The sequence below is a fragment of the Bacillus sp. JZ105 genome, assembly GCF_053903125.1.
In genome coordinates this window covers 949,560-965,061 of the sequence record NZ_CP096387.1, presented here as the reverse complement: position 1 = coordinate 965,061, position 15,502 = coordinate 949,560, and the positions used below count along the sequence as shown (strand labels likewise).

Here is a 15,502-nt window from a genome sequence, read left to right as displayed (position 1 = left end):
TACTTGACTAATGCCAAGCGACACGGGCTTTTTTCATTTACTTTTTATTCAATTCTGAGTGCTTTCTTGAATATAAGAAATACACAACCAGCCCAATGGCAAGCCAGATTAAGAAACGAACAAAGGTGATTGCACCAAGCTTATAAATGAGCAATCCGCAAGATAAAATAGCTAAGATCGGAATAAGCGGAACTGCTGGGCATCTGAAAGCTCTTGGTAAGTCCGGCTGCGTTTTTCTCATCACAATGACCGCCACTGAAATCAAAATGAATGCTGAAAGTGTCCCGATGTTCACTAAGCTTGCCAGCTCATCAAGTGGAATAAATCCACCCATTAATGCTGACAATGTACCGAAGAACAGTGTATTGATGTAAGGTGTTTTATGCTTTGGGTGAACTTTTGATAATACCTTTGGCACCAAACCATCACGAGACATAGCAAACATCACGCGTGTCTGGCCGTACAGCATGACAAGCATTACGGTTGTCATCCCTAGAATCGCTCCGACATCCACAATACCAGCCACCCAGTTTTGTCCGGCTGCTTGTAAAACGAGAGACACTGGATGGGATACTCCTTCAAAATTCATGAAAGGAACAATGCCTGTCATAATCGCACTGACAACGACATAAAGCAGTGTACAAATCAATAAGGAAGTAATAATCCCTCTAGGCAGGTTGCGTGATGGATTTTTTGTCTCCTCTGCCGCAGAAGCTACTGCATCAAACCCAATAAATGCAAAGAATACTAGGGCTGCTGCACTTAAGACCCCTGATGTACCAAATGGAACAAATGGTGTCCAGTTTTCAGGTTTTACATATTTCACAGCAACTAAAATAAAGAGCAGAATCACAGCAATTTTCATAATAACCATGATGTTATTTACTCGTTTTGATTCTTTAATACCAAAGTACAGCAGGAAGGTGATGACCATTAAAATAATAAATGCAGGAAGATTAAAATATGTCACTTGCCCTTTTAAACCACCTGGTGCTGCTGTTAACTCAACTGGTATATGAATCCCTATCCCATTTAAAAAAGACACAAAATAGCCTGACCAGCCCGCTGAAACGGCACTAGCGGCCAGCATATATTCTAATATTAAATCCCATCCAATGATGAATGCTAGAAATTCCCCCATTGATGCGTACGTAAATGTATACACAGACCCTGATACAGGCACTGTGGAAGCAAATTCCGCATATGACAGTGCTGCAAACAAACAAGCAAGACCTGCGATAACAAATGATAGCACAAGTCCTGGCCCCGCAGTGACGGCTCCTGTACCTGTTAGAACAAATATCCCTGTCCCGATAATGGCTCCAATGCCCAGCATGGTTAAATCAAATGAACCCAATTCCTTTTTTAATGCTTTTTCCCCTTGTGTTGCCGCAATGAGATCGGAAATGCTCTTTTTTCTAAACAACGAATTGCTCATACCATCACTCCCAAAACTTAGTATCAGTCTAAAGACGCCACATTCATATAATTCACAATATTTTCTGAATATTTAGATTAAATTTAGCGCAATAAATTGGTGGCGTAAAATTATTATATATGAAAATTAAAAAATGAAAACACTTTTTTTAAAAATAGAGTGAAAATTCTTATATATCAACAAAATATTTGTCAATAAGCGGGTTAGATTTTCTCCATTTCTTATTCATTTGATAGCTTGTCTTCCTCTATTTATTATATAACACAGAAGAATATATTTTTTTCATATACTTATTATTCAACAAAAATAAGACCCTTTTTTAAAAGCGGGACCACAATTATGTTATTTTAAAGCCTATAGACCGATAGTGATCCATGAGAAAAAGACCAGTTCTGCGGCACAAATGATATATGAAAAAAGAGACTGCCTCATAGCAGTCTCTTCAGATTGTTGACAAAGGGCTAAAATGATCTTTATTTTAGCCCTTTGTCTTCCTTTCAGCGTGATAGAAAACCTTTGCAGTCTAGGAAGGGAGAGTACCGGAGCGGAGCGAATTTGACATTCGTGAGCACCGGAGCGCAGACCTGACACCGAATGCGAGGGTTTGTCTACACGCTGAAGAGACTGCCTCATAGCAGTCTCTTAAAATGAATTAGTTTACAAATGTTTTCGCTCCAAGATAAATAGGCTTCCAATAGCTTGATGTCATATCACTGATCGTAACACCGTCAGAACCAGCATGGATAAACTTATTGTTCCCAAGGTAGACACCCATGTGAGATGGACCTGATTTATACGTTGTAAAGAAGACAAAATCTCCAACCTTTGGTTTGGATACACTTTTCATCGATCCCCAGAAACCTTCAGTTGTTTGTCTTGAAATCTTTTTTTGTTTGTTAATGATATACCACATAAATCCGCTGCAATCAAAGCCCTTCGGTGTCGTTCCACCCCATCTATATGGAGTACCGTTTTGCGCTTTAGCATCTGCTATGAGCTTAGACGTGTTTAAGGAAGAAGTAGAAACTGTTTTTTCTTTCACAGGTTTTGTCTTTACTTTAGACGTCTTTTTCACCTTTAGCTTTTGCCCGATTTTAATGAGGTCTGTTTTAAGTTTATTTAACGATTTCAACTCTTTCACAGTCATCCCATATTTTTTGCCAACCTTCGATAATGTATCACCTTTGACAACTTTATGAGTGGCAGTTGCTGAAGCCGTTTTTACTTTTGTTGTTGTTTTTGATGTCTTCACTGCTTTTTTCGAAGAAGTGCCATTCACTTTTAAGGTTTGTCCAACATAAATCACGTTAGATTTCAGCTTATTGTCCGATTTAATTTTGCTCACGCTTGTTTTATATCTTTTCGCTAGAACAGAAAGAGAGTCACCTTTTTGAACTTTTACTGATTGTGCTGAGGCAGCTCCGGCAAATAATGTCGTCCCAAGTAGAACTGCACTTGCAGCTGTGATCAATTGTTTTTTCATTTGTTCCTCCTGTATGTATCTATCTGATCCGAATTTTTATCTACTCCCTATTATAAGGATCAAATACCAGAAGAAATAGTCTTGACTTCCTACGACATTATGCTTATTAATTCGGCAAAATTTATTTTTTTTTAGGGTTCTTTTTATTTCATTTTTATTACACAATCATGACAAAGTAATCGCATCTTGTCATGGATAAATGATACATTCATTTCTCTTTTTGGTTCATTCTATGTAAAGTGGACCTTTACAATTTTAAAGTGAACTTTACGGTGCTGTAAAAAGGAATCCATACTTCTGCTCTACCATTGTAAATGTAAGAGCGATACATAAACAATGAGGAGGCAAAATGAATGAGTGTGTTGAAAAGCTCGAAAACGAAAATCGCTGCAGTGACAGCAGCATCTGTGCTATCGATTGGCATTTTTTCAGGGATTGAATTTGGACAAGCTGACAAAGCTGAGGCTAAAAAGAAGCCGAAAAATGACGTGCAAAATGTGATCGTGCTCATTGGAGATGGCATGGGAACACCTTATCTTTCAACTTACCGCTCATTTAAACACAACGGTGACCTTTCAAAGCAAACAGCGTTTGACCCTTACCTCACTGGCATGCACAAAACATACCCTGACGACTCTAAAAATAACATTACCGATTCAGCAGCAGCTGGTACAGCCATGGCTACTGGTAAAAAGACATACAACAATGCCATTGGTGTAAACAAAAACGGCAAAAAATTAAAAACCGTTTTAGAAGAAGCCAAACGAAAAGGAAAATCGACGGGTCTTGTCGTGACATCTGAATTAACAAATGCTACGCCTGCTACGTATGCCGCTCATGATGTGTCTAGGAAAAACACTGCAGCCATCGCTGATGATTTCTTCGATGAGAAAATCGGAAAACAGCATACAGTCGATGTCATGCTTGGCGGAGGACTTGTCGACTTTGTCCGAAAGGATCGTGATCTGACGAAGGAATTCAGACAAGCCGGTTATGATTATGTCACCAATAAAGCCGCCTTACAAAAAAACAAAAATGAAAAAGTGTTAGGCATTTTTGCCGATGGAGGTCTCGATAAAGCCATTGATCGTGATCAAACGACCCCTTCCCTGCAAGATATGACATCTTCAGCCATTAAACAGCTGTCTAAAAACAAAAAAGGATTTTTCCTTATGGTCGAAGGCAGTCAAATTGACTGGGCTGGACATGATCATGATATTGTCAGTGCGATGAGTGAAATGAAGGATTTTGAAAAAGCATTTGAAGAAGCGATTCGTTTTGCGAAAAAGGATAAAAACACGTTAGTCATCACGACCGCGGATCATTCAACTGGCGGACTTTCCTTCGGAGCAGACGGTTCAGGCAGCTGGGATTACAAACCGGTAAAAGCAGCGAAAAAAACGCCTGACTTTATCGCAAACAAAATTGTCAAAGGCATGCCTGTCGAGTCAGCACTGAAACAATATATCAATCTTGATTTCACAAAAGAAGAAATAGCCTCTATTCAAAAGGCCGCTGAAACAAAGGATACTGTTAAAATTGATGATGCGATTGAAGAAGTGATCAATACAAGATCACATACAGGCTGGACAACATCTGGTCATACCGGTGATGAAGTTCCATTCTTTGCGTATGGCCCAACAAGCCAGCAGCTAAAAGGTCTGATGGAAAATACCGATCAAGCAAAACATATCTTTAAATTACTTCATCCATAAAACGAAGAACATTGTAAGAGCAGGTGCAGAAAATGCCTGCTCTTTTTATCGTTCAATCTTCCAGTTGAAATTTCTGAAAATAAAGATATTGACAAATTGTTTATTTGTCTTACAATTAAACAAAAGAGTTTTTGGTAGCGCTTACCTTTCTTTTTAACAAATCACAGGAGGTTTTTAGCAATGATTCAAGATAGAAAAGCACCAGAAGGCATATTAGGTTTTCCTATCGCTCCTTTTCAAGTAAATGGGCAGCTTTCTGAGGAAGCACTATTTCAAAACATTCAATTCTTACTAGACGAAGGGCTCGATGCCATTTTTATTGCATGTGGGTCGGGAGAATTTCAGTCTATTAGTCAAAAAGAATACGAGCAAATGATTGATGTGGCACTTGCAGCTGCTGGTGGTCAAGTCCCTGTTTATTCAGGAGTTGGCGGAAATTTAAATACCGCACTGGAATGGGCGAAAATTTCCGAGGAAAAAGGCGTTGATGGTTATTTATTACTCCCTCCGTATTTAATTCATGGTGAACAAGAAGGACTATATGAATACGCCAAAACCATTATAGAAAGTACAAACCTAAATGCCATCTTATATCAACGAGATAATGCCGTACTTTCTGTGCAGCAAATCAAACGGCTCACTTCTTTTGAACAGCTTGTTGGTGTAAAAGATGGGGTCGGTGATATGGATTTAAACGTGAATCTTTCCTATACATTAGGCAGCAGGCTCAGCTATATAAATGGATTGCCTATGGCAGAGGTCACAATGCCGGCTTACTTACCGATTGGTTTTCATTCCTATTCCTCCGCAATTTCAAATTATATCCCGCACATCTCAAGAATGTTTTATCACGCACTAAAAACGGGTGATCAAGAAATGGTCAAGGACATTTACACAACTGTTATTCTACCGATTAACCGGATTCGCCAACAGAGAAAGGGCTATGCCGTCTCACTCATTAAAGCCGGCATGAACATCATGGGACATTCTGTCCGCAATTCAGCAAGACCGCCTGTTGTTCCTGTAGAAAAAGAACACTATCAAGAACTAGAGAACATTTTACAGCACGCAATGGAACGCTTCCCGAAAAAAGCGGCTGTGAATTAACGAAAGAAAGGAGCTCATATGATGACCAATTCAGTGAAACAAAAAACGTACTTCAATTATATCAATGGTGAATGGGTGAAGGCTTCGACAGGAGAAGTGATCCCCATTCAAAATCCAGCCGACAAAGACGAGGTTGCTGGATATGTGCAGCGCTCAAGTCTTGAAGATGTGAACACAGCCATCACTGCAGCTCATGAAGCAAAGGCGGTGTGGCGAGATTTATCAGGTGCAGAACGAGGACAATATCTTTATAAAGCAGCTGATTTGCTAGAGGAACGTCTCGATGACATTGCCATGACTGCTGTAAAAGAAATGGGTAAAACTCTGCCTGAGGCAAAGGGAGAAGCGGCACGCGGTGTAGCCATTCTCCGCTACTATGCCGGCGAAGGAATGCGCAAAGAAGGCGATGTCATTCCTTCTACTGACCGAGAGGCACTCATGTTCACTAAAAGAGTTCCATTAGGTGTTGTAGGCGTCATCTCTCCTTGGAATTTCCCTATTGCCATCCCTATTTGGAAAATGGCTCCTGCACTCATTTATGGGAACACGGTCGTCATTAAACCTGCGACAGAAACTGCCGTTACTTGCGCAAAAATCATGGCCTGCTTTGCAGATGCCCGCCTTCCAAAAGGAGTAGTCAATATGGTCACAGGGTCGGGAGCTGTCGTAGGTCAAGGAATGATTGAACATCCAAATATCCAAGGAATTACATTTACTGGATCAAATGCAACGGGTAAATCCATCGGTCAAAAAGCCTTTGATCGCGGGATTAAGTATCAGCTTGAAATGGGAGGAAAAAACCCCGTTATCGTAGCCAATGATGCGGATCTTGATCTTGCGGTAGAAGCAGCCATTACAGGAGCCTTCCGGTCAACTGGACAAAAATGTACAGCAACGAGCCGAGTCATTGTCCAAGAAGACATCTATGATGCCTTTAAAGAAAAGCTCGTTCAAAAAACGCAAGAGATCACTATTGGGGACAGTTTAAAAAAAGACGTATGGATGGGTCCGATCGCAAGCAAACAGCAGCTTGATCAATGCCTTTCCTATATTGAAACTGGAAAAAAAGAAGGTGCCACCCTCCTCTTTGGCGGGAAACCATTAACAGATGGTGATTATCAGAATGGTTATTTTATTGAGCCTGCTATTTTCGAACATGTCACCTCAGATATGACCATCGCTCAAGAAGAAATATTTGGTCCTGTCATTGCTTTAATCAAAGTGCAAGATATCAATGAAGCATTTCACATTGCCAATGATGTGGTTTTTGGCTTAAGCGCTTCTATTTTCACACAAAACATCGGCCGTATGCTGTCCTTTATTCAGAATATCCAAGCAGGGCTCATTAGAATTAATGCAGAAAGTGCTGGTGTAGAATTACAGGCTCCATTTGGCGGAATGAAACAATCAAGCTCTCATTCTCGTGAACAAGGGGAAGCGGCAAAGGAATTCTTTACAGCCATTCAAACCATTTTCATTAAATCGTAATTGAAGCATTTGAGAGGGCATCTGCCCTCCTCAATCCTCTATTTTAGAAAAGGAGAAGAAATGATGATAAATAAACTCTTCCATGCTTCACAAACTGATAAAAAAACGTCTGTCCGCTGGTTTATCGTCTTCATGCTGTTTCTTGTCACTTCTGTCAATTATGCAGATCGTGCTACCCTATCGATTGCTGGAGATTCTGTTCAACATGATCTTGGTCTTAGTTCTGTATCAATGGGTTATGTCTTTTCTGCTTTTGGATGGGCATATGTCATTGGCCAACTGCCTGGCGGTTATTTATTGGATAAATTCGGTTCTAAAATGGTGATTGCCTGCAGTATTTTCTTTTGGTCTTTGTTTACATTATTTCAAGGTGCCATAGGTTTTTTTACAGCGGGTACTGCGATTATTCTCCTTTTCGCTCTGCGATTTTTAGTAGGGCTGGCAGAAGCTCCTTCCTTCCCAGGCAATAGTCGAGTAGTGGCTGCATGGTTTCCTAGTGCTGAACGTGGAACAGCTTCTGCTTTTTTTAATTCAGCTCAGTATTTTGCCCTTGTCATTTTCTCTCCAATTATGGGCTGGCTTACACATTCTTTAGGATGGCATTCTGTTTTTGTTGTCATGGGAATCCTCGGTATTTTGCTGTCTTTTCTTTGGATAAAAACCGTCTATAATCCTAAACAACACCCAAAAATTAACGCAGCAGAGCTCGATTACATATCAAAAGGCGGGGCTTTGATCTCAATGGACGATGAAAAGAGCCAGCAAAACAAAGAATCCAAATGGCCATACGTGAAACAATTACTTTCAAATCGAATGTTAATCGGGGTTTATATTGCTCAATATTGCATTACCACCCTCACTTATTTTTTCTTGACGTGGTTTCCCGTATATCTTGTTCAAGCAAAAGGAATGTCCATTCTCGAAGCAGGTTTTGTTGCTTCCCTGCCAGCTCTCTGCGGTTTTTTAGGCGGAATCCTTGGCGGCTTGTTATCCGATTTTTTATTAAAAAGCGGGAGATCGCTTACTTTCGCACGAAAGACACCCATTATTATCGGCATGCTTCTTTCATGCAGTATGATCATCTGCAACTATACAGAATCTTCATGGATTGTTGTTGCGATTATGTCGCTCGCTTTCTTTGGAAAAGGATTCGGTGCACTTGGCTGGGCCGTTGTATCAGATACCTCCCCAAAGGAATGTGCCGGGTTAAGCGGCGGTTTATTTAATACCTTTGGCAACATTGCGTCCATTACAACCCCCATTATCATTGGATATATTGTCAATGCATCAGGCTCTTTCAGTGGTGCGCTCGTCTTTGTCGGCAGTAATGCCGTTATTGCAATCTTAAGTTATTTAATCCTTGTGGGTCCCATTAAACGTGTGAAGTTAAAAGAACCCCCTTCAACACCTCCGGCCCCAGTTCCATCCAGCTCTATTTGAAAGCGCTTTATATAAAGGAGGATATATATGAATCAAAACTTAAAAGAAGTCAAAAAGGAACGAGCAAACAATCTCCCTTACATTACTGACATGAAGGTGATTCCTGTTGCCGGCTATGACAGTATGCTTTTGAATCTAAGCGGAGCGCATGGACCTTTTTTCACAAGAAATGTTGTCATACTAACTGACAGCAGTGGTCGTCAAGGAATCGGAGAAGTTCCCGGCGGTGAAAACATTCGTCAAACACTTGAAAAAGCCGCCAGACTTGTCCTCCAAAAACCAATTGGACAATATCATGCCATCCTGCAATCGGTGCAGCAAACATATCAAGACCTCGATAGAAGCGGGAGAGGCAATCAAACCTTTGACTTACGGACAACAATACATGCTGTTACAGCGATAGAAGCGGCTCTCTTGGATTTATTAGGTCAATTTTTAGAAGAACCGGTTGCCTCTTTATTAGGAACAGGTCAACAGAGACAGGACGTTGACATGCTTGGCTATTTATTTTATATAGGGGATCAAATGAAAACCCCTCTCCCCTATTTGAAAGAAGATCATTCATCTTGCAGCTGGTTCCGGCTAAGGCGACAAAAAGCACTAACACCGATGGACATTGTCCGTTTGGCTGAAGCAGCTTATGAACGGTATGGATTTCAGGATTTCAAGTTAAAAGGCGGTGTTTTTTCCGGGGAAACAGAGATGGAAGCTGTAGAATCTCTTTCAAAACGTTTTCCAAATGCGCGCATCACACTTGATCCTAATGGAGCGTGGTCTCTTGATGAAGCCATTCAGCTTTGCAAAGGAAAACAACATGTGCTTGCATATGCAGAGGATCCATGTGGAGCAGAAGACGGATTCTCATCAAGAGAAATTATGGCTGAATTCAAACGAGCTACCGGCATTCAAGTGGCTACAAATATGATCGCAACTGATTTCCGTCAATTGTCACACGCCATCCAATTACATGCAGTTGATATTCCACTGGCGGACCCGCACTTTTGGACAATGGAAGGTTCAGTTAGAGTCGCTCAAACGTGTCATGATAACGGCTTGACTTGGGGATCGCACTCAAACAACCATTTTGATATTTCCCTGGCCATGTTTACACACGTTGCCGCTGCTGCACCAGGTCATATAACAGCGATTGATACCCACTGGATATGGCAAGATGGTCAGCATTTAACCAAGAACCCTCTTTCAATCAAAGAAGGTCGTGTAAAAGTACCACAAGAACCCGGGCTGGGTATTCAAATTGATCTAGAAAAGATAGAGGAAGCAAACCGTTTATATAAACAAATGAAGCTTGGTGCAAGAAATGATGCCATTCAGATGCAATATCTCATGAATGGCTGGACATTCGACCCGAAAAAACCGTGTTTGATTCGGTAGTTTGACTGTAAATGATTGTATTCCCCTTCATTTTGTCTTACAATTGAACAACTGAAGGGAGAGAATGATTCGTGAATGAAAGTATGGATGAACTTAAATTTGAAACAGTGAATCGAAAAACATTAGCAAAACAAGTCATAGAACGTATCGTTCATTTATTGTCTAGCGGACAATTAAAAGCTGGTGACAAACTGCCGACAGAAATGGAACTCATGGATATTTTATCAGTAAGCCGCCCTGTGTTGCGCGAAGCTTTAAGTTCTCTTGAAACATTAGGCGTCATCACAAGAAAAACACGAGGCGGTACATATTTTAATGATAAAATTAGCAACCAGCCTTTTTCAGTTATGCTCGCACTGGCTCAAGATAATTTACCAGCCATTCTAGAGGCTCGGATGGTACTAGAACTAGGCCTTGTCACCATTGCTGCTGAGAAAATCAGTGAAGAAGAATTAAAAAAATTAGAAAAAACCATTGAAATGATTAAGGAAAGTACAGATAACAACTATGGTGAAGCAGATAAAGAATTCCACCGAATTATTGCCTTAAGTGCAAATAATCCAGTTGTGGAAGGTATGATTCAGGCACTTTTAGTATCACACGCCAAGATTGACAGCCAAATTCCTTATCGAGAAAAAAATGTGACCGTCAATTATCATCAGAAAATTTATGAAGCGCTTCAGCTTAGAGATCCATATCAAGCACACTTCCATATGCATGAACATTTGAAATTTGTACGGGATAAAATTTTAAAAGGATTAAATCAAACACCATGATATGGAAGCGGATATGCTTCCTCTCTTCTTAAAAAGACAGCGTTTTCAAAGGAGTGATCTCTTGAATCAAAAAGCACAGGAAGCACCCCTATATATTCAGGTAAGTTCAAAGGATAATGTAGCGATCATCGTGAATGATGGCGGACTACCAGCTGGCACCAGCTTTTCAAGTGGATTGACGTTAACTGAACGCATCCCTCAAGGGCATAAAGTTGCACTTAAGACAATTGAACAGCATGCCCCAATTGTGCGATATGGTGAAATCATTGGATACGCTAACGAAACCATCATACAAGGAAGCTGGGTGAAAGAGCAGCTCGTTCAAATGCCAGCTCCTCCTCCTTTAGAAGAATTATCATGCATAACATACAGCGGTTCTCCTCTTACAAAGCTTGATGGTTATGAATTTCAAGGATACCGAAATTCAGATCAATCTGTTGGTACTAAAAATATACTCGGGATTACAACAAGCGTGCAATGTGTCGTTGGGGTTCTTGACTATGCAGTTAAAAAAATCAAGGAAGAGCTGCTGCCGAAATATCCAAATGTGGATGACGTGATTCCCCTCCACCACCAGTACGGCTGCGGTGTGGCCATTCATGCACCAGATGCGGTCATTCCCATCAGAACCATTCAAAACTTAGCCACACATCCAAACTTTGGCGGAGAAGTGCTTGTCATTGGATTAGGCTGTGAAAAGCTCATACCTTCACGCATTGTTTCAGAAAATCGGCAACACGATATTTTAACATTACAGGAGGAATCAGGATTTTCTTCAATGATTACCTCCATTCTGAAGGCTGCAGAGCACAAATTAATAAAGCTCAATGGACGGACACGCGTCCCATGTCCTGTATCGGATTTAGTGGTGGGCTTACAATGCGGAGGAAGCGATGCATTCTCAGGTGTAACAGCAAACCCCGCCGTTGGATATGCAGCAGATCTCCTGTCAAAGCAGGTGCAACGGTTCTTTTTTCAGAAGTGACAGAAGTGCGTGATGCCATTCACCTATTAACTCCAAGGACTTTGAATGAAAAAACGCGGCAGGCACTTATACGGGAAATGAAATGGTACGACGACTATTTAAACAGAGGTCAAGCAGATAGAAGTGCAAATCCTTCCCCAGGAAATAAAAAAGGCGGTTTATCCAATGTCGTAGAAAAGGCGCTTGGTTCTGTCGTCAAATCTGGAACAAGTCCAATATCTAGCGTAATTGGGCCTGGTGAGAAAGCAGCCACCAAAGGATTGATATTTGCTGCTACGCCGGCAAGCGATTTTGTGTGCGGAACACTGCAGCTCGCCTCTGGTATGAATCTACAAATTTTCACAACAGGCCGAGGAACTCCATACAGCCTAGCAGCAGCACCCGTAGTAAAAGTTTCTACGAGAACCAGTTTACAGACACAATGGCCTGATCTTATTGATTTTGATGCCGGCCGTATTGCAACCGGAGAAGCAACAATCGAGGAAGTCGGTACAGATCTGTTTCACTATATAATAGATGTCGCCAGCGGCCGGAAAGAAACTTGGGCCGATCATTGGGGGATTCATAACGATCTGTGCCTATTTAACCCAGCCCCGGTCACATAAAAGAAGATGTCCGTTTTAGGACATCTTCAGATTGTTGACAAAGGGCTAAAATGATGTTGATTTTAGCCCTTTGTCTTCATTTCAGCGTGATAGAAAACCTTTGCAGTCTAGGAAGGACGAGTACCGGCGCGGAGCGAATTTGACATTCGTGAGCACCGGCACGCAGGCCTGACACCGAATGCGAGGGTTTGTCTACACGCTGAAGATGTCCGTTTTAGGACATCTTTTCTTTGATCATTAAGCAAGATATTTCCTATGAACCCCTTTTCCATCATAAGAAAACATCACTTCTTTTCCTTCAAGAACTGACTCGATATGCACACTTCTTCCCCACAGCTGATATAAATACGGAAGGACTTTTTCTAAGTATTTCAGATCAAGTTCAATGCCTTCATACCAATGCTTGATATAAAGTTCGTTATTTTTTAAATAGTCGCCATCGATTACGGTCAAATACGGAAAGCCGCCATTCACTCTCATGCTGACTAACTGATCACGAACCGCCTTCCATTCTTTATCAATGACTTTATAGTCTCTCCCCTGCTTTTGAAACAAGTACAAGTCTTCTCTCATCACAAGGTCTTTCGTTAAGTAGTTTCGAATAAAGGAAATATCTGATTCAATTTCCCTGACTTCAAACATTTTACTGCGGCCAGATCCTTCTGTGACCCCTGCTTTTTTTAATTCTTCACACGGGTTGTTATAGCGTTCTTCGATATCTTCAAAAATCTTCAGCCCTAAATAGTAAGGGTTGATGCCTGTTTTAGATGGCTGCACAACACCTGCATTTAATTTCGCAAACTCTATCGATTCACTTGAATCCAAATCAAGCTCCCGCATAATCCGCTGGTGCCAATACGATGCCCAGCCTTCATTCATAATCTTTGTTTCCAGCTGCGGCCAAAAATAGAGCATTTCTTCTCTCAGCATGGTAAGGACATCCCGCTGCCACGGCTCCAGCTCGCGGGAATGCGCCTCAATAAAGAGTAAAAGATCCTTTTCCGGCTTTGGCGGAAACTGCTTAACGGTTTTCTTTTTCTCACGCGTTTTCGGCTCATCCATTCCCCACAAATCATCATATGGCGTTTGACGTTTTGGTTTATCATCTTCACTTTCTTCATCGTCCATATTCCAGCTTAGTTTTGATCGAACAAGAGACGGATCAATATGCTCTTGGATAGCCAATACGGCATCTAAAAAGGATTCGACTTCTTTTGTCCCGTGGATATGCTCATATTCTTTGATCCGCTCTGCCGCTGCTGACATGCTTTCAACCATATCTCGTTTTGTGTTTTGGAAACGGCAATTATTTTTGAAGAAATCACAGTGTGCCAATACATGAGCCACAATTAATTTATTCTGAACGAGCGTATTGTTATCAAGTAGAAAGGCGTAGCAAGGATTTGAATTGATGACAAGTTCATAAATTTTGCTTAACCCTAAATCATAATGAAGCTTCATTTTATGAAATTGCTTCCCAAAGCTCCAGTGGCTGAATCGTGTTGGCATTCCATATGCACCGAACGTATAAATAATTTCCGCGGGACAGATTTCATACCTCATCGGATAAAAATCTAGACCAAATCCTTCTGCAATTTCTGTAATTTCATCAATCGCTCTTTGTAAAAGACGTTTTTCAGATACGCTCAAGGAAACCATCCCTCCTCATCGGACTTATCCCTACTATATGAGCGTATGTAAAAAAACATGATGTTCCGCCAATCGTTTAGACGACTTCTATTTCTTTCGTGGATTGCCCGCCGAATGATTCGAAATGAATATGTTGTGCTGGAATTCCCAGCTCTTTTAGATGATGAATGATCTCCTGTGTAAACACCGGTGAACCGCATAGATAAAATTGGCCTTTCCCTTCTCCGATCACCGATTGAAGAAATGGACGGTCAATGCGGGAAGCCGCTTTCTCAACAAGTTCACCCTTTCCAGACTGCGCAAATTGTTCGTTACATAGGATGATGCGTCCATAGGAAGCTGAAGCTAGAACGCGTTCAAACTCATTTTCAAAAGCGTTTACATCCTCTAATCGATCTGCATGAATCATCGTGAATGTCTGGCTGTTTTGTGCGGCAGTTTTCACTAAACCAATCATTGGTGTGACACCAGACCCAGCACTGATGAAATAAACAGGCACTTTTATGTCATCTTGCAAGCAGAACATTCCCTGCGGCATACTCACTTGAAGAACATCACCTTCTTCCATTTCATCATGCAAAAATGTAGACACATGACCGTCACGCTTCACTGTAATACGGTAATAAGATGGATGATGCTCGTCTGATAAGCTGTATTGTCTGCTGCACATATAGGCTTCTCCTGGCATATCTGCCTGAACCGTAATGTATTGGCCTGCTTTATACATTGGCAGCTCTGCTTCATCTTCTGGTACTAAATAAAAAGAGATAAGCGATGGAGATTCTTGCTTCTTTTTCTTAATCACAAACGGCTTCACATCTGCCCATCCGCCTGTCTGTTTCACATTTTCATCCATCATTTCTGCTTCTATGGTCATGAAAATATTCGCAATGATGTCATATGCAGCTTTCCAAGCTAATAAAGTGGCATTTTCTTCTCTTAAGCCAAACACCTCTTTCATCGCTTCCATCAGGTGATATCCGACAATTGGGTATTGTTCTTTTTTGACCATGACACTGACATGCTTATGGGCAATTTGTTTGACCGCAGGAAGTAATTCCTCTAACCGATCAATGTGCAGTGCAGCTTGATATAGTGTCGCAGCAAGTGCCTCTGGCTGACTTCCGTTCATCAGATTTGTTTTATTAAATTGATTGAGCAGCTCCGGGTGCTGGCGAATCATATTTTGATAAAAAACAGTGACAAGTTTGGTTCCCTCGGCTTTTAGTAGAGGTGCTGATTGCTTTATTGCATTCATTTGATCTTTAGATAACATCGTCATTCCTTCTTTCAAAAGAAGTATTTTAAATACATCTTTATCGTAATAGATGACAGTCTCTAAAAGCAATATTTATAATACATGTTTTAAATGTTGTCACATTTTACACTTTCTCGAACAGTTTTTGTCTAAAATGTGTTACGA

10 protein-coding genes and 1 pseudogene are annotated in these 15,502 nt (G+C 41.0%); 7 read left to right on the top strand and 4 right to left on the bottom strand.

Going from position 1 to position 15,502, the window contains the following annotated elements; all coding sequences use genetic code 11:
* Window positions 1-37 precede the first annotated feature (37 nt).
* Window positions 38-1,438 (bottom strand): amino acid permease, encoded by a 1,401-nt coding sequence (locus M1D81_RS04790; RefSeq protein ID WP_456265477.1) that lies wholly within the window; start codon window positions 1,436-1,438, stop codon window positions 38-40.
* A gap of 652 nt (window positions 1,439-2,090) precedes the next feature.
* A complete protein-coding gene (locus M1D81_RS04785) occupies window positions 2,091-2,921 on the bottom strand; it encodes a LysM peptidoglycan-binding domain-containing protein (protein ID WP_456265478.1) in 831 nt (276 codons plus the stop codon).
* A gap of 353 nt (window positions 2,922-3,274) precedes the next feature.
* Here M1D81_RS04785 and M1D81_RS04780 point away from each other — a divergent pair, with 353 nt between their 5' ends.
* The 7 genes and pseudogenes from M1D81_RS04780 to garD all read left to right on the top strand — a co-directional run bounded on the left by M1D81_RS04780 (window position 3,275) and on the right by garD (window position 12,429).
* Window positions 3,275-4,636: an alkaline phosphatase gene (locus M1D81_RS04780; RefSeq protein WP_456265479.1), complete on the top strand. Its 1,362-nt coding sequence runs from the start codon at window positions 3,275-3,277 to the stop codon at window positions 4,634-4,636.
* Window positions 4,637-4,816: 180 nt separating this feature from the next.
* Window positions 4,817-5,743, top strand: coding sequence for a 5-dehydro-4-deoxyglucarate dehydratase (gene kdgD / locus M1D81_RS04775; protein ID WP_103132134.1), 927 nt, complete (start codon window positions 4,817-4,819; stop codon window positions 5,741-5,743).
* 21 nt (window positions 5,744-5,764) lie between these two features.
* Window positions 5,765-7,231: an alpha-ketoglutaric semialdehyde dehydrogenase GucD gene (gene gucD / locus M1D81_RS04770; protein ID WP_456265480.1), complete on the top strand. Its 1,467-nt coding sequence runs from the start codon at window positions 5,765-5,767 to the stop codon at window positions 7,229-7,231.
* Between the two features lie 63 nt (window positions 7,232-7,294).
* A complete protein-coding gene (locus M1D81_RS04765; RefSeq protein ID WP_456265481.1) occupies window positions 7,295-8,671 on the top strand; it encodes an MFS transporter in 1,377 nt (458 codons plus the stop codon).
* A gap of 27 nt (window positions 8,672-8,698) precedes the next feature.
* Window positions 8,699-10,063, top strand: a complete 1,365-nt coding sequence (locus tag M1D81_RS04760) for an enolase C-terminal domain-like protein (RefSeq protein ID WP_456265482.1) — start codon at window positions 8,699-8,701, stop codon at window positions 10,061-10,063.
* Window positions 10,064-10,146: 83 nt separating this feature from the next.
* Window positions 10,147-10,839, top strand: coding sequence for a FadR/GntR family transcriptional regulator (locus tag M1D81_RS04755; protein ID WP_374756263.1), 693 nt, complete (start codon window positions 10,147-10,149; stop codon window positions 10,837-10,839).
* A 13-nt stretch (window positions 10,840-10,852) separates the two neighbouring features.
* Window positions 10,853-12,429, top strand: a pseudogene (gene garD / locus M1D81_RS04750) (galactarate dehydratase).
* A 237-nt stretch (window positions 12,430-12,666) separates the two neighbouring features.
* Here the strand turns inward: garD and M1D81_RS04745 are convergent.
* Together M1D81_RS04745 and M1D81_RS04740 are read right to left on the bottom strand one after the other, a co-directional pair.
* The gene (locus tag M1D81_RS04745; RefSeq protein ID WP_370880851.1) at window positions 12,667-14,088 is read right to left on the bottom strand and encodes a SpoVR family protein; all 1,422 of its coding nucleotides are present in this window, start codon (window positions 14,086-14,088) and stop codon (window positions 12,667-12,669) included.
* 67 nt (window positions 14,089-14,155) lie between these two features.
* Window positions 14,156-15,355: a globin domain-containing protein gene (locus M1D81_RS04740; RefSeq protein ID WP_456265483.1), complete on the bottom strand. Its 1,200-nt coding sequence runs from the start codon at window positions 15,353-15,355 to the stop codon at window positions 14,156-14,158.
* Between the last annotated feature and the right edge of the window lie 147 nt (window positions 15,356-15,502).